Annotated in this window: 23 protein-coding genes; 11 read left to right on the top strand and 12 right to left on the bottom strand. The window is 71.7% G+C overall.

Translation table 11 applies throughout. The annotated features are described in order from the left end of the window. Position 1: 1 nt before the first annotated feature. The 5 genes from BN159_RS32910 (at position 2) to BN159_RS32930 (ending at position 4,604) form a co-directional block, all read left to right on the top strand. A complete protein-coding gene (locus tag BN159_RS32910; RefSeq protein ID WP_015661356.1) occupies positions 2 to 961 on the top strand; it encodes a GlxA family transcriptional regulator in 960 nt (319 codons plus the stop codon). A 60-nt stretch (positions 962 to 1,021) separates the two neighbouring features. Then, complete coding sequence (locus BN159_RS32915; protein ID WP_015661357.1) at positions 1,022 to 1,735, top strand: DsbA family oxidoreductase; 714 nt, start codon at positions 1,022 to 1,024, stop codon at positions 1,733 to 1,735. Positions 1,736 to 1,831: 96 nt separating this feature from the next. Beyond that, positions 1,832 to 2,884 carry an aminotransferase class V-fold PLP-dependent enzyme gene (locus BN159_RS32920; protein WP_015661358.1) on the top strand — a complete coding sequence of 351 codons (1,053 nt, stop codon included), beginning with the start codon at positions 1,832 to 1,834 and terminating at the stop codon, positions 2,882 to 2,884. Positions 2,885 to 2,929: 45 nt separating this feature from the next. Continuing rightward, positions 2,930 to 3,547 (top strand): RNA polymerase sigma factor, encoded by a 618-nt coding sequence (locus BN159_RS32925; protein WP_015661359.1) that lies wholly within the window; start codon positions 2,930 to 2,932, stop codon positions 3,545 to 3,547. Between the two features lie 40 nt (positions 3,548 to 3,587). Further along, positions 3,588 to 4,604: a maleylpyruvate isomerase family mycothiol-dependent enzyme gene (locus BN159_RS32930; protein WP_015661360.1), complete on the top strand. Its 1,017-nt coding sequence runs from the start codon at positions 3,588 to 3,590 to the stop codon at positions 4,602 to 4,604. A 24-nt stretch (positions 4,605 to 4,628) separates the two neighbouring features. On the opposite strand, the gene thpD is transcribed toward BN159_RS32930, so the two are convergent. From thpD to BN159_RS32960, 6 genes are all read right to left on the bottom strand, one after another. Further along, entirely contained in the window at positions 4,629 to 5,516 is an 888-nt protein-coding gene (gene thpD / locus BN159_RS32935; RefSeq protein ID WP_015661361.1) for an ectoine hydroxylase, read from the bottom strand. Between the two features lie 2 nt (positions 5,517 to 5,518). Beyond that, positions 5,519 to 5,917, bottom strand: a complete 399-nt coding sequence (locus tag BN159_RS32940; RefSeq protein ID WP_015661362.1) for an ectoine synthase — start codon at positions 5,915 to 5,917, stop codon at positions 5,519 to 5,521. Positions 5,918 to 5,937: 20 nt separating this feature from the next. Then, positions 5,938 to 7,209: a diaminobutyrate--2-oxoglutarate transaminase gene (gene ectB / locus BN159_RS32945; protein WP_015661363.1), complete on the bottom strand. Its 1,272-nt coding sequence runs from the start codon at positions 7,207 to 7,209 to the stop codon at positions 5,938 to 5,940. A 40-nt stretch (positions 7,210 to 7,249) separates the two neighbouring features. Beyond that, positions 7,250 to 7,756 (bottom strand): diaminobutyrate acetyltransferase, encoded by a 507-nt coding sequence (gene ectA / locus BN159_RS32950; RefSeq protein ID WP_015661364.1) that lies wholly within the window; start codon positions 7,754 to 7,756, stop codon positions 7,250 to 7,252. A 253-nt stretch (positions 7,757 to 8,009) separates the two neighbouring features. After that, complete coding sequence (locus tag BN159_RS32955; RefSeq protein ID WP_015661365.1) at positions 8,010 to 8,543, bottom strand: DinB family protein; 534 nt, start codon at positions 8,541 to 8,543, stop codon at positions 8,010 to 8,012. Between the two features lie 18 nt (positions 8,544 to 8,561). Further along, positions 8,562 to 9,620, bottom strand: a complete 1,059-nt coding sequence (locus BN159_RS32960) for a pyridoxal-phosphate-dependent aminotransferase family protein (protein ID WP_051113569.1) — start codon at positions 9,618 to 9,620, stop codon at positions 8,562 to 8,564. A gap of 164 nt (positions 9,621 to 9,784) precedes the next feature. On the opposite strand from BN159_RS32960, the gene BN159_RS32965 reads away from it, so the two are divergent. From BN159_RS32965 to BN159_RS32990, 6 genes are all read left to right on the top strand, one after another. Further along, positions 9,785 to 10,630 (top strand): transporter substrate-binding domain-containing protein, encoded by an 846-nt coding sequence (locus tag BN159_RS32965; protein ID WP_015661367.1) that lies wholly within the window; start codon positions 9,785 to 9,787, stop codon positions 10,628 to 10,630. A 4-nt stretch (positions 10,631 to 10,634) separates the two neighbouring features. Continuing rightward, positions 10,635 to 11,468 carry an amino acid ABC transporter permease gene (locus BN159_RS32970; protein WP_015661368.1) on the top strand — a complete coding sequence of 278 codons (834 nt, stop codon included), beginning with the start codon at positions 10,635 to 10,637 and terminating at the stop codon, positions 11,466 to 11,468. Beyond that, positions 11,465 to 12,253, top strand: a complete 789-nt coding sequence (locus BN159_RS32975) for an amino acid ABC transporter ATP-binding protein (RefSeq protein WP_015661369.1) — start codon at positions 11,465 to 11,467, stop codon at positions 12,251 to 12,253. Before BN159_RS32970 ends, BN159_RS32975 begins: the two co-directional genes overlap by 4 nt. A 21-nt stretch (positions 12,254 to 12,274) precedes the next feature. Further along, positions 12,275 to 13,366 carry an amidohydrolase family protein gene (locus BN159_RS32980; RefSeq protein WP_015661370.1) on the top strand — a complete coding sequence of 364 codons (1,092 nt, stop codon included), beginning with the start codon at positions 12,275 to 12,277 and terminating at the stop codon, positions 13,364 to 13,366. A 154-nt stretch (positions 13,367 to 13,520) separates the two neighbouring features. Then, on the top strand, positions 13,521 to 14,414 hold the full coding sequence (locus tag BN159_RS32985; RefSeq protein WP_015661371.1) for an SCO1860 family LAETG-anchored protein: 894 nt from the start codon (positions 13,521 to 13,523) through the stop codon (positions 14,412 to 14,414). Positions 14,415 to 14,505: 91 nt separating this feature from the next. Next, positions 14,506 to 16,608: a zinc metalloprotease gene (locus BN159_RS32990; protein ID WP_015661372.1), complete on the top strand. Its 2,103-nt coding sequence runs from the start codon at positions 14,506 to 14,508 to the stop codon at positions 16,606 to 16,608. On the opposite strand, the gene cobC is transcribed toward BN159_RS32990, so the two are convergent. From cobC to cobM, 6 genes are read right to left on the bottom strand one after another with little or no spacing between them, the layout of a single operon-like run. Next, positions 16,600 to 17,670 (bottom strand): Rv2231c family pyridoxal phosphate-dependent protein CobC, encoded by a 1,071-nt coding sequence (gene cobC / locus BN159_RS32995; RefSeq protein ID WP_041822080.1) that lies wholly within the window; start codon positions 17,668 to 17,670, stop codon positions 16,600 to 16,602. The two genes, BN159_RS32990 and cobC, sit on opposite strands and share 9 nt — an antisense overlap. After that, complete coding sequence (locus BN159_RS33000) at positions 17,660 to 18,577, bottom strand: sirohydrochlorin chelatase (RefSeq protein WP_015661374.1); 918 nt, start codon at positions 18,575 to 18,577, stop codon at positions 17,660 to 17,662. The genes cobC and BN159_RS33000 overlap by 11 nt, the downstream gene beginning before the upstream one ends. Further along, on the bottom strand, positions 18,574 to 19,161 hold the full coding sequence (locus BN159_RS33005; RefSeq protein ID WP_015661375.1) for a precorrin-8X methylmutase: 588 nt from the start codon (positions 19,159 to 19,161) through the stop codon (positions 18,574 to 18,576). Before BN159_RS33005 ends, BN159_RS33000 begins: the two co-directional genes overlap by 4 nt. Then, the gene (cobJ, locus tag BN159_RS33010) at positions 19,158 to 20,831 is read right to left on the bottom strand and encodes a precorrin-3B C(17)-methyltransferase (RefSeq protein ID WP_015661376.1); all 1,674 of its coding nucleotides are present in this window, start codon (positions 20,829 to 20,831) and stop codon (positions 19,158 to 19,160) included. The genes BN159_RS33005 and cobJ overlap by 4 nt, the downstream gene beginning before the upstream one ends. Beyond that, a complete protein-coding gene (locus BN159_RS33015; protein WP_015661377.1) occupies positions 20,828 to 22,060 on the bottom strand; it encodes a bifunctional cobalt-precorrin-7 (C(5))-methyltransferase/cobalt-precorrin-6B (C(15))-methyltransferase in 1,233 nt (410 codons plus the stop codon). The genes cobJ and BN159_RS33015 overlap by 4 nt, the downstream gene beginning before the upstream one ends. Then, positions 22,057 to 22,875: a precorrin-4 C(11)-methyltransferase gene (cobM, locus tag BN159_RS33020; RefSeq protein ID WP_015661378.1), complete on the bottom strand. Its 819-nt coding sequence runs from the start codon at positions 22,873 to 22,875 to the stop codon at positions 22,057 to 22,059. Before cobM ends, BN159_RS33015 begins: the two co-directional genes overlap by 4 nt. Positions 22,876 to 23,001: the final 126 nt, after the last annotated feature.

Below are 23,001 nucleotides of genomic sequence, written 5' to 3' on the forward strand. Positions count from 1 at the left end.
CATGCATCGTGTCGCCGTCATCGCCCCCTTCCGGGTGTCGATGTTCAACCTCGCCATCCCGGAGCTGTTCTTCGAGCGGACCCTCGTCGACGGCGTTCCCGGCTACGAGGTGACCGTCTGCACGCCCGAGCCCGGGGTGATCGTCACCACCGGTGGCCTCGACCTGCATGTCGGACGCGGCCTGGAGGCCCTGGACGACGCCGACACCGTCCTCGTCGCGGGCACCGGCGAGCGGTTCCAGCCCGAGGCGCGCACCGTTGTCGCCGTCCGCGAGGCCGCGGCGGCCGGCAAGCGCGTCGCCTCCATCTGCAGCGGCGCCTTTGTGCTGGCCGAGGCGGGTCTGCTGGACGGCCGCAGCGCCACCACGTACTGGCAGCTCACCGAGGAGCTCCGCGAGCGCTACCCGGCGCTCGACGTCAAGGGTGACGTCCTCTACGTCCAGGACGGCCAGATCCTCACCGCCTCCGGCTACGCCGCGGGCATCGACATGTGCCTGCACATCATCCGCACCGACTACGGCGCGGCCGTCGCCAACGAAGTGGCCCGGCTCGCCCTCGTCGCCCCGGTCCGGCCCGGCGGCCAGACCCAGTTCACCCAGACCCCGCTGCCGCCCGAGCGGGGCACCGCCTGCGCCGACACCCGGGGCTGGGCCATGCGCCACCTCGACCAGCCGCTCACCCTCACCGACCTGGCCCGGCACGCGGGCGTCAGCGTGCGCACCCTCACCCGGCGTTTCCACGCCGAGAGCGGGGTGAGCCCGCTGCAGTGGCTGCTCCACCAGCGCATCGAGCGGGCCAAGGAACTGCTGGAGACCACCACGCTCCCCATGGACCAGGTGGCCCGCGCCTGCGGCCTGGGGACCGCCGACTCCCTGCGCGTCCATGTGGTGCGCCGCACCGGGCTGACCCCGAGCGCGTACCGGACGCAGTTCAGCCGCATGGGAATGAAGACGGTCGCTTGAATGTTCACCCATGTTGGCGGAGGCAGTCTCCGCTTCCGTCCGACCTGGAGAGCCGAGAACATGCGCGTCGAGATCTGGAGCGACATCGCCTGCCCCTGGTGCTACGTGGGCAAGGCCCGCTTCGAGAAGGCGCTCGCGGCCTTCCCGCACCACGACGAGGTCGAGGTCGTGCACCGCTCCTTCGAGCTGGACCCGGGGCGCGCCAAGGACGACATCGGCCCGGTGATCCCGATGCTCGCCAAGAAGTACGGCATGAGCGAGGCCCAGGCCCAGGCGGCGGAGGACAACCTCGGCGCTCAGGCCACCGCCGAGGGCCTCGTCTACCGCACCCGGGACCGCGACCACGGCAACACCTTCGACATGCACCGCCTGCTGCACTTTGCCAAGGAGCACGGCCGCCAGGGCGAGCTGATCCAGGCGCTGTACGAGGCGAACTTCGCCGAGGAGGCGTCCGTCTTCACCGGCGACGAGCGACTGGTCGCCCTCGCCGCCGCCGTCGGCCTGGACGCGGACGCCGCCCGCAAGGTGCTCGCCGACCCCACCGCCTACGCCGACGAGGTCCGCGCGGACGAGCGCGAGGCCGCCCAGCTCGGCGCGACCGGTGTGCCGTTCTTCGTCATCGACCGCAAGTACGGCGTCTCCGGCGCCCAGCCCGCCGACGTCTTCACCCAGGCCCTGACCCAGGCCTGGGGCGAGCGCTCCCCGCTGACCCTGATCGACCAGAGCGCGGGCGAGGCCTGCGGCCCCGACGGGTGCGCGGTGCCGCAGAGCTGAAAGCCGCTGGTCGGGGCGGACCTATAAGGACTGCTTAGCGAAACCACGTAAAGAATCGCAATGGACGGGGAGTTCCCGGGACCGCAGAGTGGTCCCATGGAGACCTTCGAGAGCCTCGTCCGTACCGAGTTCGCCCCGGAGCACACCTACCTCAACACCGCGAGCAACGGCCTCCTGCCGGCCCGCACCGTCGCCGCCGTACAGGAGGCCGTGCGGCTGCGGGCCGCGGGGCTGCCGATCGGCTCCCTCTACGAGGACGCGGAGCGTGTTCGCGCCGCCTTCGGACGGCTGGCCGGGGTGCCGGCCGAGCGGGTCGCGATGGGCGCCTCGGTCGCCGAGTACGGCGGTCTGATCGCCGCCGCGCTGCCCGCCGGGGCCGAAGTGCTCACCGCCGAGGCCGACTTCTCCTCCCTGGTCAACCCCTTCCACATGCGCGGCGACCTCAAGGTGCGGGCCGTCCCGCTGGAGCGGCTCGCCGAGTCGGTCCGCCCGGAGACCGCGCTCGTCGCGGTCAGCGTCGTCCAGTCCGCCGACGGCCGGATCGCCGATCTGCCCGCGGTGCGCGAGGCGGCCCGCGCCCACGGCGCCCGGACCTATCTCGACGCCTCCCAGTCGGCGGGCTGGCTGCCCCTGGAGGCGGACTCCTACGACTTCCTCGCCGCCGTCGGCTTCAAGTGGCTCATGGGCCCGCACGGCAACGCCTTCTTCGTCGCCCCCGAGGACTTCGGCGGCCTGACCCCACTGCTGGCGGGCTGGGTCGCGGGCGAACTCCCCTGGGACAGCTGCTACGGCCCGGTCCAGGAACTCGCCCACTCCGTACGGCGGTTCGACGTGAGCCCCTCGCTCCTCACCTACGCCGGACTGCGCGCCTCCCTCGCCCTGATCGAGGAACTCGGCATCGACGCCGTCCACGCCCACGACCTCGCCCTCGCCGACCGCTTCCGCGCCGGACTCGCCCGCCTCGGCCACGAACCCGTCCCGTCCCCCGGCTCGGCGATCGTCTCCGTCCCGCGCCTCGGCCACCGCCAGCCCGAGCTGAGCGCGGCGGGCATAGAGGTGTCCGACCGCGCGGGCAACCTGCGCGCCGCCTTCCACCTGTACAACACAACCACCGACGTCGACCGGCTCCTGGACGTCCTGTCCTCCTGAACCACTGGCGCGGGCCCGGCCGGGACGCTAGGAAGGGCACCAGGGGTGGTGGTGCCGGTGGAGTCCACGGGCGAGACGTCCGTAAACCCGGCCGCCGACACGGAGCTGCACCGGCGGCTGGTGTACGGCGACGAGTCCGCGCTGGCCGAGGTGTACGCGGCCTACGGGCCGCTGGTGCGGCGGATCGCGGTGCGGGTCACCCGCGCCCCGGCCGCCGCCGAGGACGTGGCGCAGGAGGTCTTCGCACACCTGTGGAGCAGGCCGTACAGCTTCGACGCGGGCCGCGGCTCGCTGCGCACCTGGCTGTCCATGCTCGCCCACCGGCGGGCCGTGGACTGGGTGCGCGGCGAGGCCAGGCACCGCAAGCACACCCACGCCGACGACGACGTCCTGCACACCATCCCGGAACCCGGCCCCGGCCCGGACGAGACGGTCGTCGACCGGGAGCGCTCCCTGCTGCTGCACTCCGCCCTCGCCGAACTGCCCGAGCCGCAGCGGGAGGTGGTGCACCTCGCCTATTTCGCGGGCCGCACCTACCGGCAGGCCGCCGTGGAACTCGGCATTCCCGAGGGCACCGCCAAGACCAGACTGCGCACCGCCCTGCGCTCGCTGGCCGAAACCCTGGCCGACCCACCCGACCCCGCGCTGGAAAGAGGCGCATGATGGCGGTAGGGGTCCGTGCGCCCCGGGAAGGAGGCCCCCGGTGACCGAGCACGAGGACGTACGCGAGCTGCTGGCCGCCTGGGCCTTCGGCGCCCTGGACGCGGCCGAGGCGGAGCGGGTCCCGCCGCACCTCGCGGGCTGCGAGAGCTGCGCCGCGGAGGCCGCCCGGCTGCGCGAGACGGTACGGCTGCTCGACGGCCCCCCGATCGGCGGACTGCCCGCCCGCCCCGCCACCGGACTCCCGCCCGCCCTGCTCGCCCGCCGCCCCGCGGCGCCCCGCACCGCCGCACACGCCGCGCCCTACGCCGCCGCCGTCCAGGGACTGCGGGCGCTGCTGCCGGAGGCGGAGGGCCGCTGGGCCACTCCGGTGGTGCACGACTGGGACGTGCACGCGACCGTCGCCCATCTGCTGGCCGCCGACGAGGCGCTGGCCGGGCGGCTCGGCATCCCCGCCCGGGTCCCGGCGACCGTGCTCCCGCAGACCGTGCTTCCCCAGGACATGCGCTGGGAGGACGCCTGGAACCGCCGTACCGCCGATGTCATCGCCCATGAGCACGGCCGTACCCCCGAGGAGACGGTCGCCGCCTGGGCGGGGCAGGCCGACGCGCTGCTGGCCACACCCGAGGCGCGGGACGCCGAACTCGCGGCGCGGGCCGAGCTGTTGATGGGGATCCGGCTGCCGGTCGCCGATCACTTCGTGGTGCGGGCCTTCGAGGCGTGGATCCACACCGACGACATCGGCCGGGCTCTTGGCCTGGTCGTACCGCCGCCGCCCGCCGAGCACCTGGGGCAGCTGGTGCGGCTCGCGGTCCGTGTGCTCGGCCTCGCGCTCGGGCCGGACGCGGCGCCGGTGCTGTTCTCCGTCAGCGGCGACGAGCAGTGGGTGCTGGGCTCCGAGGACGAGCCGGTGGCGGCCGAACTCGCCCTGGATCCCGTCGACTTCTGCCTGCTCGTGGGCGGACGGTGCACGCCCGCGGAGGTGCCGAGGGGAGCGAGCGGCGACGCGGCCGCCGTACGGAACGTACTGGAGACGGCCGCGTCGCTGGCGTGGCTGTGAGGGCTACTGCTGCTTCACCGGGCTCTACTTGACCGGGGTGAAGTCACGCGCCCCGATGAACTCCGGCCGTCGCACCGGAGCCGCGAACGGCTCGACCGCCGCGTTCTCCACGCTGTTGAAGACGATGAAGACGTTGCTGCGCGGGAACGGCGTGATGTTGTCGCCGGAGCCGTGCATGCAGTTGCAGTCGAACCAGGTCGCCGAACCGGCCCGGCCGGTGAACAGCCGGATGCCGTGCCGGGTGGCCAGCGAGGTCAGCGCCTCGTCCGAGGGCGTGCCCGCGTCCTGCATCTGAAGCGACTTCTTGTAGTTGTCCTTCGGCGTCGCGCCCGCACACCCGAGGAACGTCTTGTGCGACCCGGGCATGATCATGAGCCCGCCGTTGGTGTCGTAGTTCTCGGTCAGCGCGATCGAGACGGACACCGTCCGCATGTTCGGCAGCCCGTCCTCGGCGTGCCAGGTCTCGAAGTCGGAGTGCCAGTAGAAGCCGCTGGCCCCGAACCCGGGCTTGACGTTGATCCGGGACTGGTGGACGTACACGTCCGAGCCGAGGAGCTGGCGGGCCCGGCCGACGACGCGCTCGTCGCGCACCAGCGCGGCGAACACCTCGCTGATCCGGTGCACTTCGAAGACCGACCGGATCTCCTTGGACTGCGGCTCGATGATGGAGCGTTCGTCCATGCGGATCGCCGGGTCGGCGACCAGTCGCTCCAACTCCTGGCGGTAGACGGCGACTTCGTCGTCCGTGATGAGCTGCTCGACGGGCAGGAACCCGTCGCGCTCGTACGCCTGGAGCTCCGGGACCGAGATCGGGCCCGGCGCGCCGGGCGGGGACCAGACGACTGGGTCCTGGCGCGGGGTGGAGACCTCGGCGGGGCCGCGGCTCGGGTACAGGTCGGTGGTGGCGGTCATGGTCAGCCCTCCTCCGTCAGCAGGGGATAGACACCGTTCTCGTCGTGGTCCTCCCGGCCGGTCACCGGCGGGTTGAAGACACAGATGCAGCGGAAGTCCTGCTTGACCCGCAGCGTGTGCCTCTCGTGGCCGTCCAGGAGGTACATGGTCCCGGGCGTGATCGTGTGGGTCTGCCCGGACTCGTGATCGGTCAGTTCGGCCTCGCCCTCGACGCAGACGACCGCCTCGATGTGGTTCGCGTACCACATCGACGTCTCCGTACCCGCGTACAGGATCGTCTCGTGCAGCGAGAACCCGACCCGCTCCTTGGCGAGGACGATGCGTTTGCTCTCCCAGGTGCCGGATGCCGCCTTCACATGCCGGTCGGTGCCTTCGATGTCCTTGAACGAACGGACGATCACGTGCTGAACAGCTCCTTGACTCAGACGGTTTCGCGGACGGCTCGGGCGAGGACGCTGAGGCCCTCGTCCAGCTCTTCGGGGGTGATGGTCAGCGCGGGCAGCAGCTTCACGACCTCGCTCTCCGGACCGGACGTCTCGATGAGCAGCCCGAGTTCGAAGGCGCGGCGTGCGATCCGCTCGGCGCGGGACTTGTCGTGGAACTCCAGGCCCCACACCAGACCGCGGCCGCGGTACTCCTTCACATCGGCGAGGTTCTCCTCCGTGATGGAGATCAGCGCCTGCTCGACCTGCTCACCGCGGGCCCGGGTCTGCTTCTCCATCGCCGATCCGTCGGCCCAGTAGGTCTCCAGGGCCGCGGTGGCGGTGACGAAGGCGGGGTTGTTGCCGCGGAAGGTGCCGTTGTGCTCGCCCGGCTCCCAGATGTCCAGCTCGGGCTTGAACAGGCACAGCGACATGGGCAGTCCGTAGCCGCTGATGGACTTGGACACGGTGACGATGTCGGGCGTGATGCCCGCCTCCTCGAACGAGAAGAAGGCCCCCGTCCGCCCGCAGCCCATCTGGATGTCGTCGACGATCAGCAGCATGTCCTGCCGCTCGCACAGGTCGGCGAGCGCGCGCAGCCACTCCGGGCGGGCGGCGTTGATGCCGCCCTCGCCCTGCACGGTCTCCACGATCACCGCGGCGGGCTTGTTCAGCCCGGAGCCCTGGTCCTCCAGCAGCCGCTCGAACCACAGGAAGTCCGGGACCTGGCCGTCGAAGTAGTTGTCGAACGGCATCGGCGTGCCGTGCACCAGCGGGATCCCGGCACCGGCCCGCTTGAAGGCGTTGCCGGTGACGGCGAGGGAGCCGAGCGACATCCCGTGGAAGGCGTTGGTGAACGAGACGATGGCCTCCCGCCCCTTCACCTTCCGCGCCAGCTTCAGCGCGGACTCCACGGCGTTGGTGCCCGTCGGCCCCGGGAACATGACCTTGTACGGCAGATCGCGCGGCCGCAGCACCAGGTCCTGGAAGGTCTGGAGGAAGGCGCGCTTGGCACTGGTCGACATGTCGAGCCCGTGCGTGACGCCGTCCCGCTCCAGGTAGTCGAGCAACGCCCGTTTCAGCACCGGGTTGTTGTGCCCGTAGTTCAGTGAGCCGGCCCCGGCGAAGAAGTCCAGGTACTCGTGGCCGTCCTCGTCGTACATGCGGCTGCCTCGCGCACGGTCGAAGACGGTGGGCCAGCCTCGGCAGTAGCTGCGCACCTCGGACTCCAGGGTCTGGAAGACGCTGAGGTCGGGCTGGGTGATGGTCACGACGAATCGCTCCTCGTAGCGTGGGGGTGGCTGGGGAGGTTCAGTGGGGGAGGGGACCGATGCGGTACAGGACCTCGGGGTCGTGCGGCCCGTCGGGGAACAGGCCCGCCTCGAACAGCACCTCGCGCTCAAGGGCGGCGCCGTGCCGCTCGGCGAACGAGGTGAACAGCCGCTCGGAGGCGGTGTTGCCGGGCGTGATGGTGGTCTCCACACCCGTGACGCCGTACGCGTCGCCGACCCGTGCGACGAGCCCGTCGAGCAGCGCGGCGGCGATGCCGCGGCCGCGCTGGGCGCCGTCCACCGCGACCTGCCAGACGAGCAGGGTGTGCGGACGGTCCGGCCGTACGTAGCCGGTGACGAAGCCGACCGGCTCCCCGTGCTCGTCCCGGGCGACCGCCGAGGTGCCGGCGAAGTCCCGGCACCACAGCAGATAGCTGTAGGACGAGTTCAGGTCGAGGGCCTTGGAGTCTTTGGCGATCCGCCACAGTGCGGCGCCGTCGGCCACCGTCGGCCGGTCGATTTGCAGGTCTGCTTGTGCGGCAGTCATGCGAATTGAACTTACCGAGGTAAATTCCAAATTGCATGGCCGTCAGGGGTTACGTGAGCGGACTCGATCGTGTTATCCGCGCGAGGGGAGGAATGCCCCGATATTCCCGGCCCATAAGTCGCAAAACGGTCGCGATGTGGAACGCGTCACAACCGTGTAATCCGCCTGAAAATCTTAGCGTTTAGGTCGAGGAAAAGCGGGCAGAAGAGAACGGGAAGCTACCCCCATAAAGAATTCCATAATTACGCCGAATTCAAGTCCCGGTAACTCCGTCGATGTGCTCGCGCAGGATGTCGGCGTGACCGTTGTGCCGGGCGTACTCCTCGATCATGTGCAGGATCACCCAGCGCAGACTGACCTCGGCCCCGCCGATCGGCCCACCGCCCGGGATGTGACCGACGTCGTCCAGCGAAAGCCCGGCACATACCTCGCGCCCCCGCTCGATCTCCCGCCGCCACGCCTCCAGCGCCGCGTCGAGCCCCCGCTCGTCCGTGAGCCGGTACCCGGTCTCCTCCTCGAACACCGGCTCGGGCCCCACCGCCCCGAACGCCCGCTGGAACCAGTTCCGTTCCACCTCCGCCATGTGCTGCACCAGCCCCAGCAGGGTGAGTTCGGACGGCTCGGCCGACACACTCCGCACCTGCTTGTCGTCCAGCCCGGCGCACTTCACCGCCAGCGTGCCCCGATGAAACTCCAACCAGCTTTCCAGCATGGGTCGTTCGGGGGCGGTGAGCAGGGGGACGGGGCGGCCGTCAGGGAGCGTGGCGGGGGTCTCGGAGGGAGTCATGCGGCCAGCTTGGCACCCTCACCGAGACCGCGACAGCTCCGTCAGCGCCGAACCCAGCGCGGCCAGACAGCGCCGTACCGTCTCGGGCGTCGCGTCCGCGCCGTAGTGGTTCACCCGGACCATCTCCTTGGCCAGCGCGCCGCCGCCCGCCGCCAGCGGCAGCGAAGGGTCGGCGGCCAGGGCCCGGGCAACCAGCTCCGAGGCCGTGACGCCCGCCGGGGTCCGCAGGGTCGTGGCGACCGGGGCCGCCTCGTGGGCCTCGTATACATACGGCTCGAGGCCGCCGTCCAGCGCCGCCGCGCCCGCTCGGGTCGCCGCCGCGGCCGAGGCGTGGCGGGCCATCACCGAGTCCAGGCCCTCCGCTTCTATCCGGGCCAGGCACGCGTCCAGCGCCAGCATCTCCAGCTGGGCGGGGGCGTGCAGGAGGGCGCGGCGGCCGCCGTCGATCCAGCGGGTCTTCCAGTCCAGGAGGGAGAGGTAGGAGCGGCGCGGGGCGTGCGGGTTCGCCGCCATCCGGGTCCAGGCGCGCTCGCTCACCGACACCGCCGACACGCCCGCCGGGCCACCCATCGCCTTCTGCGCGCCGATCACACACAGGTCCACGCCCCAGGCGTCCGGCAGCACCGGCTCCGCGCCGATGGAGGCGACGGCGTCGAGGTAGAAGAGGGCGCCATGGGCCCGGACCACCTCGCCGATCTCCGCCACCGGGTTCGTGTTGCCCGTCGCCGCCTCCGCGTGGACCAGGGAGACGAAGTCGATCTCCGGGTGCTCGGCGAGGGCCTCGCGGATCTGCGTGGCCGTGACCGCCGTGTGGAAGGGCACCGCCAGATCGATCACCGTGGCACCGCAGTCCCGCAGCCAGTCGCCGAAGGTCTGTCCGTAGGGGCCGGTGATCACGTTCAGGGCCGTCGTGCCGGGACCCGCCGTGCCGCGGATCGCGCCCTCCAGCGGCAGCAGCGCCTCGCCCTGCATGATCACGACGTCCTGCCGGGTGTCCAGCAGGCGTGCCACCCGGTCCTCGATCGAGGCGAACTGCGCTGCGCCCATCGGGGCGAGGTCCAGGAAGGGGTGGGTCACGGCGGTGTTCTCTTCTCTCACTACGGACGACCTGTTGAGGGTAGTCGCCCCACTTCGACACCCGACTTCTTAGGCCGAACGCCGTCAGAACCATGGGTTTGATTTGAGGCACTCAAACTTCTCCTTATAATCGGAACGCACAGTTCCCGTACAGGAGGCCTCCCGTGAAGACGAACCTCGGGCGCCGGACCCGCATTCTGGCCGCAACCACCGCGACGGCCGGGCTGGTGCTCGTGGCCGGCTGCTCATCGGACGACGACGGCGGCAGCGGCAGCAAGACCGCCGCCGGTGGCGTCGAGCTCGTCAAGGCGGGCCAGCTCACCACCTGCACCCACCTGCCCTACCCGCCCTTCCAGTCGGAGATCGACGGCAAGGTGCAGGGCTTCGACGTCTCCCTCATCGACCTGGTCGCGGACGATCTGGGGGTGAAGCAGGAGATCCTCGACACGCCGTTCGAGAACTTCAAGACCGGCGCGTTCCTCAACTCCGGCGAGTGCGACCTGGCCGCCGCCGGTATGACCATCACCGAGGAGCGGAAGAAGAACGTCGACTTCTCCGACCCGTACTTCGAGGCCACCCAGGCACTGCTCGTCGACAAGGACAGCGGGATCGCCTCCCTCGCCGACGCCAAGAGCAAGAAGGTCGGCGCCCAGGCGCAGACCACCGGTGAGGACTACGCGAAGAGCCAGGGCCTGGACCCGGTCTCCTTCGAGTCCTCCGACGCCGTCCTCAACGGACTGCGCACCGGCCAGGTCGACGCCGTCGTCATCGACTACCCGGTCGTCCAGGGCTGGCTGAAGGACAAGGCCAACGCCGACGCCTTCGAGGTCGCCGAGCAGATCAACACCGGTGAGCAGTACGGCATCACGGTGAAGAAGGGCAACACCAAGCTGCTCGCCGCCATCGACAAGGCGATCGCCGACGCCAAGGCGGACGGCACCTACAAGGAGATCTACGAGAAGTGGATCGGCCCGTACGACGAGTCCGCCGCCTCGCCGGCCGCGTCCTGACCCCATGGCCGACACCGACACAGCACTCCAGCCGAAGAAGAAGGGCCTGACCCGGCGGCAGAAGCGCAAGCTGTCCCGGGGCATCCAGTACGTCGTCTTCGCCGCGGCCGTGATCGCCTTCGCGGTCGCGGCCGACTGGGACCGGCTCCAGAACCAGTTCGCGCAGGCGGACATCGCCGAGCAGATGTTCCCGGACATCATCACGCTGGCTCTGAAGAACACCGTGCTGTACACCCTGTCCGGCTTCGCCTTCGGACTGGTCCTCGGCATGGCGATCGCCCTGATGCGGCTGTCGTCCGTGGGCCCGTACCGCTGGTTCGCCGGGGTGTACATCGAGATCTTCCGCGGACTGCCCGCCCTGCTGATCTTCATCTTCATCGGCGTCGCCGTCCCGCTGGCCTTCCCCGGCACGGAGATCCCCGGCGGCACCTACGGCAAGGTCGCGCTCGCGCTCGGCCTGGTGGCGGCCGCCTACATGGCCGAGACGATCCGCGCGGGCATCCAGGCGGTGCCCAAGGGGCAGCTGGAGGCGGCCCGTTCGCTGGGGTTCTCGCCCGCCCGCGCGATGGTCTCGATCATCATCCCGCAGGCGTTCCGGATCATCCTGCCGCCGCTGACCAACGAGCTCGTCCTGCTCTTCAAGGACTCCTCGCTGGTGCTGTTCCTCGGCGTCACCCTGGAGGAGCGCGAACTGTCCAAGTACGGCCGTGACCTGGCCAGCACGACCGCCAACTCCACGCCGATCCTGGTCGCGGGCCTGTGCTACCTGCTGGTCACGATCCCGCTCGGCTTCGTCGTGCGCCGCATGGAGGCCAAGGCCCAGGAGGCCGTCAAGTGAGTCGTCCCGAGATCCACGTCAAGGACCTGCACAAGTCCTTCGGCGACAACGAGGTCCTCAAGGGCATCGACCTGGAGATCCGGCAGGGCGAGGTCGTCTGTGTCATCGGACCCTCCGGCTCCGGCAAGTCCACGCTGCTGCGGTGCGTGAACCTCCTCGAAGAACCCACCAAGGGCCAGGTCTTCGTCGGCGGCACCGAACTCACCGACCCGGATGTCGACATCGACGCCGTACGCCGCCGGATCGGCATGGTCTTCCAGCAGTTCAACCTCTTCCCGCATCTGACGGTGACCGAGAACCTCACGCTGCCGCAGCGCCGGGTCCTCAAGCGGAGCAAGGCGCAGGCGGCGCAGGTGGCCGCCGAGAACCTGGAGCGGGTGGGCCTCGCCGAGAAGGCGTCCGCCTACCCGTCCTCCCTCTCCGGCGGCCAGCAGCAGCGCGTGGCTATCGCCCGGGCGCTGGCGATGGGCCCCGAGGTGATGCTCTTCGACGAGCCGACCTCGGCCCTGGACCCGGAACTGGTCGGCGACGTCCTCGCGGTCATGCGCATGCTGGCCAATGAGGGCATGACGATGATGGTCGTCACCCATGAGATGACCTTCGCGCGCGAGGTCGCCGACCGGGTCGTCTTCATGGACGGCGGAGTGATCGTCGAGGACGGCGCCCCGGCCCAGGTCATCGGCAACCCGAGCCACGAACGCACCCGCCACTTCCTCTCCCGCCTGCTGGACCCGGCGATGGCCGAGGTGGAGGAGACCTCGGACCAGGTGGGCAAGAGCGAGTAGCGGCTGACTAATGTGCGGTACATGAGCGATCACGCGGTACTGCACGTGAAGGGCCGGATCCTGGTCGGGCCCGAGGACGTCCGGGACGAGCTGTGGGTCGTCGACGGCCGGATCTCCTACGACCGTCCCACGGCCGCCCAGGACATCCGTACCGTCGACGGCTGGGCCCTGCCGGGCCTGGTCGACGCGCACTGCCATGTCGGCCTCGGCGCACACGGCCCCGTGGACCGGGACGTCGCGGAGAAGCAGGCACTGACCGACCGCGAGGCCGGCACCCTGCTGATCCGGGACGCGGGCTCGCCCTCCGACACCCGCTGGGCCGACGACCGCGAGGACCTCCCGAAGATCATCCGCGCGGGCCGGCACATCGCCCGCACCCGCCGCTACATCCGCGGCTACGCCCACGAGATCGAGCCCGAGGACCTGGTCGCGTACGTCGCCCAGGAGGCCCGCCGCGGCGACGGCTGGGTCAAGCTGGTCGGCGACTGGATCGACCGCGAGGTCGGCGACCTCGCCCCGAGCTGGCCGCGCGCCGAGGTCGAGGCCGCCATCGCCGAGGCCCACCGGCTGGGCGCCCGGGTCACCGCGCACTGCTTCGCCGAGAACTCCCTCAAGGACCTCGTCGAGGCGGGCATCGACTGCATCGAGCACGCCACCGGACTGACCGAGGACCTCATCCCGCTCTTCGTCGAGCGCGGGGTCGCGATCGTGCCGACCCTGGTCAACATCGCCACCTTCCCCCGGCTCGCCGCGGGCGGCGAGGACAAGTTCCCGAGCTGGTCGGCCCATATGCGCCGACTCCACGAACGCCGTTACGACACGGTGCGCAACGCCTACGACGCCGGCATCCCGGTCTTCGTCGGCACCGACGCGGGCGGCACCCTGCCGCACGGCCTGGTCGCCGCCGAGGTCGAGGAACTGGTCACCGCGGGCATCCCCGCCACTCAGGCGCTCTCGGCGACCACTTGGGGCGCACGGCGCTGGCTCGGGCGCCCCGGACTCGACGAGGGCGCGCCGGCGGACCTGGTGGTCTACGAGAGCGACCCGAGGGCCGATGTGCGGGTGCTGGCGGCGCCGCGGCGGATCGTGCTGAACGGCCGCGTCATGAGCTGACCGGGTGACTGTGGAGAACGTGCGTGCCCAGGGATTCGAAGATGTGCACGGAACAGTCACGTAGGAGTGAACCCTCGTCAGCCTGCTGACGGGCACCTGTCCGCGAGACATCCTTACGGGGTCCCAAGCATGTCTCTCTGGGGGTCCCACCACCTTGAACGGCAACCACTTCCGCATGCCCGCACGCCGTCTCGCCACTGCCCTGGCGGCCACGGCCCTCGCCGCCGGACCAGCGGCACTGGCCGGCGCGGGCAGCGCGCACGCGACCGACGACCACGGTCGCGCGAGCGCCGTAGTACTGCGCACCGGACTCGATGTGTCTCTGCTCAACAAGACCGTGAACGTCCCGCTCGCGGTCTCTCTCAACGAGGTCCAGGCACCGCAGAGCGCGGAAAAGACCGCGCTCACCGCCCAGTTGGACGGTGTCGACGGCGGCGAGCCGTTCAGCGTCCTCGCCGCGGAGGTGGCCTCGGCCAAGGCCACGGTCACCGACGCCAAGGCCGAGGGGTACACCAACCTCGCGCACGCCAAGGTCCATGTCCCGGGCCTGCCCTTGCTGTCCCTCATCGAGCTGGAGGGCGTCACCTCCAAGGCGACCTGCGAGGCTGGGAAGGCCCCGGCCGCCACCTCCAACCTGCTCGGCGCGGTCACCGTCCTCGGCAAGAAGGTCACCGTCACCACCGGCGGCCCCACCGACGTCCAGGTACCCGGGGTCGGCGAGGTCCGCCTGGACCTGTCCAAGACGGAGACCACCTCACGTGCGGCGGCCGCCACCGCCCTCGAACTCACCGTCTCCGTCAACCCGTTGAAGCTGAACGTGGCCGAGGTGACCGGCACCGTCACGCTGGCGAAGGCCACCTGCGAGGCACCGGTCGCGGCGAGCGCGGAACCGGCGCCCGAGGTCGAGACGCAGGGTGGCCCGGTCCAGGAGGCGGGCCTCGCCGAGACCGGCGGCAGCTCGCTCACCCCGTATCTCGCGGGCGGCGCGGCCGTGTTGCTCGTCGCGGGCGGGGGAGCGGTCGCACTGGCCCGCCGCGGCAAGGGCTGAACGCGGGCCCGTCAATGCGCATTTCTGCGCATTGACGGGCACTTCGCCCGGCAGGACGGTGTGCCCCACCAAGACTCCGGGGGAGGACCACATGAGCATCGACGACATCGAGGGCACGACGGAAGCCGCGGCGGCCGGCGACACGGAACCGTCCGCCATCCCGATCCCCTTCCAGCGGCGCAGCGGCGTCTACGGCCTGGAGCTGCCCCGGCCCACCGTCCCCGGCACGGGCGGCCCCAGCCTGCTCGTGCTGGAGGAACTCCGCGTCGACGTCGACGGATTGATGCCGACCATGACCGTCAGCGGCACCAGGACCCAGCTCTTCGGCGGCCAGGTCACCTGGATCGCCAGGGTGGCCTGGGACGCCGCACAACAGGGGTACACGGGAACGATCTTCTACCGCGACGGGAAGACGTCCCTCGTCCCGCACACGGACGTGCTGGTGAAGCTCTTCGGCGGCTTCCCGTTCGGCGGGCAGCGCAGGGCCCGGGTGACGTTCACCGGCGGTCCGGCCGCGGTGACCCGCACCTTCGTCTTCCGGCGGACCGCCTTCCGCGAGGTGGGCATCGAGTACGACTGCGCCAGCGACGCCACGGCCGTCACCGACTACCGGCTGCACGCCCACCCGAACCGGCCCGCCGACCTGCCGGACACCCACCTGACCATCGAGAGCGCCTTCACCCGACTCGGCATCGCCGTCACCAAGACCGGCGGCGACGACGTGGTCCCGGTCATCAAGGCGGGCTCGGACGGCCTGTGGACCGACATCGAGATGCACGACGCCATGCAGGTGCACTGGTCCAAGTGGGCCGACGCCCCGCAGTGGCAGGTGTGGACCCTGTTCGCCGGACGGAGCATCCGGGGCCACGGGCTCGGCGGCATCATGTTCGACGACATCGGCACCGCCCAGCGCCAGGGCTGCGCCGTCTTCAGCAACTCCTTCATCTCCGACCCCCACCCGGGCGACCCGGACTCCGACCAGGCGGTCCAGCGGCTGCGCTTCTGGACGGCCGTGCACGAGATCGGGCACACCTTCAACCTCGCGCACTCCTGGGACAAGGACGAGATGACCCGGTGGATCCCGCTGGCGGAGGAACCGAACGCCTTCAGCTACATGAACTATCCGTTCCGCTTCCCCGCCGGCGAGGCCGCCTTCTGGGCCGGATTCCGGTACGGGTTCAGCGAGAACGAACTGCTCTTCCTGCGTCACGCCCCGGAACGCGTCGTCAAACAGGGCGCCGCCCCCTGGTTCGACGAGCACGCCTTCGAGCAGATCCGGCAGGCCACCTCGAACGCCCTGGAACTCTCCCTGCGCGTCAACCGGCCCACCACCCGCTTCGAGGCGCTGGAGCCCGTGGTCGCCGAGGTGAAGCTGAAGAACACCTCGTTCGTGCCGGTCGTCGTGGACCGCAACGCCCTGCTCGGCGAACGGCTGACCGTGATCGTCTCCGCCGACGGCCGCGACCCCCGCCGCTGGGTGCCGTACGCCCGGCACTGCTACCTGGACGACCCGTACATCCTCAAGCCCGGTGAATCCCTGTACGCGCCGCTGTTCCTGAGCGCCGGACTCAACGGCTTCGATCTCGCCGAACCCGGGCGCTACCGGATCCACGCGATGCTGGACACCGCCTCCGGCGAGATCCTCTCCGCGCCGCTCGGCATCGACGTCCGGCCGCCCAGGAGCCGCGAGGAGGAGCTGCTGGCCCCGGACGTGTACACGGACGAGGTCGGCCGGGTGCTCGCCTTCGGCGGCAGCCGCGGCCACGCCCCGGCCCTGGACCGCGCCAACGACGTCCTGCGCGAGGCGGTGGAACGGCTCCCGGACAGCGCGCTCGCCGTCCACGCCGCCGCGGCCCTCGGCAACACGGCGGCCGTGCCGGGCCGGATCCTGGTCCAGGACTCCACGGATCCGCGCGACCGCGAGTTCAAGGACGTCGTACCCGACCCGGAGCAGGCGCTCCCCCTGATCGAGAAGGCCTACGGCAACCCCGTCGCCGCGGCCGACACCCTCGGCCACATCGGACTGACCCGGCAGGTCGAACAGGTCGCCGTCGCCCTCGCCGCGGGTGGCCTCGGCAACCCCCAGGAGGCGGCCCGGCTGACCAACGACCTCGCCGACACCCTGGACGCCCGAGGCGTCCTGCCCTCGGTCGTGGAGTCGGTACGCGACACCGCGGCCGAGCTCTCAGGCTGACGCCACCAGCGCCCGGTCCAGCGCCTGGAGAAAGGAGTTCACCGTCGCCCGGTCCCGCACCGCCAGCCGCAGCCATCCGTCGTCGAGCCCGGGAAAGGTGTCCCCGCGCCGCACCGCGAACCCCAGGTCACGCAAGCGGCGCCGGACACCGGCCGCGTTCGGCAGCCGGACCAGGACGAAGGGGCCCTCGGCCGGTTCCGCCACCGTGAGGCCCTCCGGGGCGAACTCCCGGAGCCCGGCGACGAGATGGGCCCGGTCGGCGGCGATTCGGTGCGCCGCGTGCCCCGCCTCCGCCAACGCCCGCGGCTCCACGCAGGCCGCGGCGGCGGCGAGCGCCGGGGTGGACACCGGCCACAGCGGCTGGGCCCGCTCCAGTTCCGCGATCGTCTCCGGGGCGGCAAGGACGTAACCGATGCGCAGCCCGGCGAGACCCCAGGTCTTGGTCAGGCTGCGCAGCACCACGAGTCCGGGCACGTCCGTACGCCCGGCCAGCGCCTCCCGCTCGCCCGGCACCGCGTCCATGAACGCCTCGTCCACCACCAACGTCCGCCCGGGCCGGGCAAGTCGGGCGATGGCATCGGCCGGGTGCAGGACCGAGGTCGGGTTCGTCGGGTTGCCGATCACCACCAGGTCGGCGTCCTCGGGGACGGCCGCCGGATCGAGCCGGAACCCGTCCGTCGCGCTCAGCAGTACCCGGTCCACCGTGTGCCCGGCATCCCGCAGCGCGGCCTCCGGCTCGGTGAACTGCGGGTGCACCACGACGGGTTGACGGACCTTCAGAGCGCGCGCCAGCAGCACGAACGCCTCCGCGGCGCCCGCCGTCAGCAGCACCCGCTCCACCGGCAGCCCGTGCCGCGCCGCCACCGCAGCCCGCGCCGCCCGCCCGTCGGGGTAGGCGGCGAGACCGGTGAGCGAATCGGCGATGCGGGCCCGCAGCCACGGCGGCGGCGTGTCCGCGCGGACGTTCACCGCGAGGTCGACCAGCGCCGAACCGTCGTCCCGGACCTCGGCGTCCCCGTGGTGGCGCAGATCATGGCTCAGGCCATGGTCCTCAGTGCGCATGGGAGTGCGCCCCGTGGTGGTGGCCGTGGTGATGGTGACCGTCGTCATCGGGGTGGAAGTGCGGCTGCTGGGGCAGGCCCACCTTGTCCTCGAACCCGGGCAGGGCGATCCGGTACACGCACGAGTCGCAGTTCATCCGCAGATCGCCCTTGACGGCCTCCGCGTACCGCTCCATCACCAGGTCCAGCAGCTCCGGCTCCGGACCGATCACCTCGGCCGAGCGGACCTCCACCTCCGGGTGCACGGCCGCCCAGCCCTCGGTCTGCTGCTTGACCCGGTCCGGCAGGATCCCGGTGAACAGGAAGTACGGCAGCACCACGATCCGCTTCGCGCCCAGCTTCACACACCGGTCGAGGCCGCTCGGCACGTCCGGCGCGGCCAGCGACACGAAGGCCGTCTCCACGCCCGCGTAGCCGCGCCCCTCCCACAGCAGCCGGGCCGCCTTGTGCACCTCGGCGTTGGCGTCCGGGTCGGTCGAACCCCGGCCCACCAGCAGCACCGTGACATCCGCCCGGTCCTGCACATCCCGCCCGCCCAGCGCCTCGTCGAGCCGCCGCTCCAGCACGTTCAGCAGCGAGGGGTGCGGGCCCAGCGGGCGGCCGTAGGTGTAGGAGATACCGGGGTGGCGCTCCTTCTCGCGGGCCAGTGCCGCCGGGATGTCGCCCTTGGCGTGCCCGGCGGAGACCAGCATCAGCGGCACCGCGGCGAACCGGCGCACGCCCCGCTCCACCAGTTCGGTGACGGCGTCGCCGAGCGGCGGCGGGGACAGCTCGATGAAACCGCCCGCGACGGGCAGTTCGGGGTGGCGGCGGCCCAGCTCCCGTACGAAGTCGCGGAACGCCTCGGCTCCGGCGTCGTCCCGGGTGCCATGGCCGGCGATGAGCAGCGCGGGCGGAGGGGTGGTCACGGATTCTCCTCGGGTGAAGTGGGGTGGTACAGCAGGGCGTTGAGCGCGGCGGAGGCGACCGCCGAGCCGCCCTTCTCGGACACGTTGCTCACGGCGGGCAGCCCGCTCTCGCGCAGCGCGGCCTTGGACTCGACGGCCCCGACGAAGCCGACGGGCAGCCCGATGACGAGCGCGGGGTCGGCGTCCAGCGTCAGCAGTTCCTCCAGCGCGGTCGGCGCGTTGCCGATCACCCAGAGGGCGCCGGGACCGACCTGCTCGTAGGCGAGCCGGATGCCATGGGCGGAGCGGGTGAGCCCCGGCCCGGCCACCCCGTCCTTCAGCCGGCAGACGGTCTCGCGCCGGGTGATCCCGGCCCCGACCATCTCCACGTCGACGACCACGGGCGCGCCCGCGTGCAGGGCGGCATGCGCCTTTTCGAGGGGGCCCTCGTCCATGACGAGATCGGTCGCGTACTCCAGATCCGCCGCGGAGTGGATGACCCGCTCCACGACCGCCCGGGTCAGCGGCGGGAAGTGCGAGGTGTCCAGACGGGCGCGCAGCCGCCGGTAGGACTCCACCTCGATCGGATGGACGACTCGGTTCACTTCGGGTCCTCCTGGCCTGCCTGCCAGCGATAGCCGCGTGGCGTCACCATGCGCCCGGCGACATCCCGGGTCGCGGTGTTGCCGACGGTCACGACCGTCATCATGTCCACCCACGCGGGGTCGATCGCGCCCAGCGTGGTGAGTCGGCTGGATTCGTCCGGCCGGGAGGCGTTGCGGACGATGCCGACCGGCGTCGTCGGCTCGCGGTGCTCGGACAGGATCGCCAGCGCCTTCGGCAGCTGCCAGTCACGGCCGCGCGAGCGGGGGTTGTAGAAGGTGACCACGATGTCCGCCTCGGCCGCGGCCCGCACCCGACGCTCGATGACCTCCCACGGCGTGTGCAGGTCGGACAGGCTGATCGACACATGGTCGTGGCCCAGCGGAGCACCGAGGATCGCCCCGGCGGCCAGCGCCGCGGTGACTCCGGGCACCCCGACCACCTCGATGTCGTCGCTCGCCTCCGCGAGCGCGGGGGAGGCCATGGCGTACACCCCGGCGTCCCCGCTGCCGATCAGCGCGACGGCATGGCCCTCGCGGGCCTCGGCCACGGCGGTCCGGGCCCGCTCCTCCTCCGCGCCGAGCCCGGACTCCAGCACCCGGGTGCCGGGGCGCAGCAGATCGCGGATCTGGTCGACGTACTGGTCGAGGCCCACCAGCACGGAGGCGCGCCGCAGTTCGGCCTTCGCGCGCGGGGTGAGCAGATCGCGGGCGCCGGGTCCCAGCCCGACCACCGCGAGGCGTCCGCGCGCGGGACGCCGTACGACCGCGCAGGTCGCCATCGCCGACTTCCGCTTGGGGACGAGGAGTTCACCGCCGTCCCGGAGTGCCGACGCCTCGGCGACGGACGGGGTGCCGACGGCGGCGAGGGGATGGGCGGAGGGGTTGGGGACCTCGATGTCCGCGAGTTCCGCGGCCGGGTACGTCACCAGCGGCACCCCGAGCCGCCGCGCGGCCTCGACGATGCCGGGCTCCTCGGCCTTGGCGTCGACGGTGGCGAGATGGGCGACCGAACGGACCGAGAGCCCCTCCAGCGAGCCGTGGACGAGAGCGAGGATCTCCTCGGCCGGCGCCCCCTTCGAGGCCCCGACGCCGATGACCAGGGACGGCGGCCGCAGCACGACCTCACGCTCACCGGCCTCGACGTCACGATCGGTCAGCCGGACCGTGTACGCACCCTCCTGGGCGACCTTCAGCGCGGGCAGCGGCCACGCCAACTCGGCCTTCAACGCGACCGGTTCACCGTCCAGCAGGGCCCGCGAGACCCCCGCGACATCGCCCTCCACCGGGAAGCCGAGGGTGTCCAGACCGGGTAGCCCGACGGCATCGGTCGCCGTAGTCACGACAGGCTGCGCCCCCAGCAACTCCGCGACCTCGTCCGCGAGTTCATTGGCACCGCCGCCATGCCCGCCGACCAGGGACACGGCGAACCGCCCGCCCTCGTCGACACAGACCACGCCCGGGTCGGTCCGCTTGTCCCCGAGCAGAGGCGCGACAAGACGCACCACCGCCCCGGTGGCCAGGAAGCACACGAGCTGCTCGCACTCCGCGAACGCGGCCCGTACGGCGTCCGCCACGGGACCCTCGTACACGCGCGTACGGTCCGGCCACGCCGCGGCCAGCCGGTCCCGCGCAGCCGCCCCCGCCGCGGTGGCGGAAATCAGGCCGATCACTGAGCAACTCCTTTGTCAGAAAGGGGAGTTCGCACACCCCAGAGCAGAAAAACGGGATTGGTCGCCGCCAGCCGGGACACATCCCCCGGCAGCGGCGCGAGCCGCGAGGACTGAAGCAGCACCCCGTCGCAGGCGAACCCGGCGCCGGTGAGCGCCGCCTGCGCGGCAGGCACCCGGTCCAGCGCCGCCATGGCGACGACCACGGTCCGCCGGGCGCGCCGCGCGCACGCCGTCACGATGGCGGGCAGCTCGGCCCCGCCCCCGCCGATGAACACGGCATCGGGCTCGTCGAGATCGGACAGCACCGTCGGAGCGGACCCGTGCACGGCCCGTACGTCGACCCCGTGCGCGGCGGCGTTGGCGTGGATCCGCTCCACACCGTCGGGGGTCTTCTCCACCGCGGTGACGGCGGCACCCAGCCGCGCGCACTCCACGGCCACCGAGCCCGAGCCCGCGCCGACGTCCCAGACCAGGTCGCCGAGCCGGGGCCCGAGCCGGGCCAGGGCCAGCGCCCGCACCTCGAACTTGGTGATCATCGAGTCCCGGTGGGCGAACTCCGCCTCGTCCAGCGCCCATCCGGCGGGCCCGGCGGGCGGTCCGGCGACGGTACGCACCGGCCCCAGCAGCCGCGTCTCGTCCAGGCACAGGACGACACTCACCGCCGTACCCCAGTCCCGGGTCGCGGCCTCGGCGGGCGTGACCCGCTCGACGCGCTCCTCGGCGGTGCCGAGCGCACAGGCGACGAGCAGCACCCGCGCCTCGCCCTCGAGGGCCGCGCCCAGTTCCGCGGGACCGGACCCCGGCCCGGTCAGCACCGCCACCTTCGGCCGCGCCCGGCACACGTTGACGGCGGTACGCAACTCCCGCCCGTGCGCGCTGACGACGATTGCGTCGTCCCAGGGCACACCGACGCGCGCGAAGGCGGTGGCGACGGAGGAGACCCCCGGCCGTACGTCCAACTGCCGCGAGCCGAACCGCTCGGCCAGCACCCGCACGATCCCGAAGAACCCCGGGTCACCGGAGGCCAGGACGACCACCCGGTGCGCCTTGTCCAGATGCCGCTCGACGACGTCGAGGGCCGGAGCCAGCGGACCGAGGACGACGCGCTCGGCATCGGCAGGGACGGGAGCCGCTTCCAGGTGCCGCTGCCCGCCGACGACGAGCCGCGCACCGGCCAGGGTCCCGGCGTCGAGCGGCGCCCCCGTCCCCGTACCGACGACGGTGATCACGTGCTCGCCCCCCGCTCACGCAGCGCCCGACGGGCCTCCGGGTCGGCCTTGCGGAACCCGTGGAAGTGGCCGGGGTGGTAGAGGTGCGAACGGGTCCCCTCCGCGGAGAGCGCAGGTCCGACCAGGAAGAGGGTGTGCTTCCAGAGCTTGTGCTCCTTGACGGTCTCCTCCAGCGTGCCGACCGTGCATCGCACGATCAGCTCCTCCGGCCAGGTGGCCTGGTAGGCGACCACGACGGGGGTGTCGGTCGGATAGCCGCCCTCCAGCAATTCCCGCACCAACTGCCCGCTCCGGGCCGCCGACAGGAAGATCGCCATGGTGGTCCCGTGCTTGGCGAACTCCCGCACCTCCTCCCCGGGCGGCATGGGCGTCTTGCCGCCGCCGAGCCGGGTCAGCACGACCGACTGCGCGACCTCCGGGATGGTCAACTCGCGCTGGGCGAGCGCGGCGACGGCGGAGAAGGCGGAGACGCCGGGGATCACCTCGGTCGCGATCCCGATCCGGGCACACCGGTCGAGCTGTTCCTGGGTACCGCCCCACAGGGCGGGGTCGCCGGAGTGGATCCGGGCGACGCGCAGCCCCTGGTCGCGGGCCCGCTCGTACACGGCGACGACGTCCTCCAGGGACATGGTCGCCGAGTCGAGGATCTCGGCGTCCTCACGCGCGTGCTGGAGGACCTCCGCCTGAACCAGGCTGGCCGCCCAGATCACCACGTCGGCCTCGGCGATGGCACGCGCGGCACGGAACGTCAGCAGATCGGCGGCGCCGGGGCCGGCACCGACGAAGGTCACCTTGCCGGTGGGGGCATCGGCCATGGGGATCGGGTCCTCTCCTGAAGAGCGGTAGTGCTTTGCTGGTGTGGAAGTCGGTGTGGAAGTTGCTGTCGAAAGTCAGTGGACGGGCGGGCGTCGGACATGCGCACACGCACCGCGATCCGATAG

This window comes from Streptomyces davaonensis JCM 4913 (assembly GCF_000349325.1).
In the GTDB taxonomy this organism is placed as follows: Bacteria; Actinomycetota; Actinomycetes; order Streptomycetales; family Streptomycetaceae; genus Streptomyces; species Streptomyces davaonensis.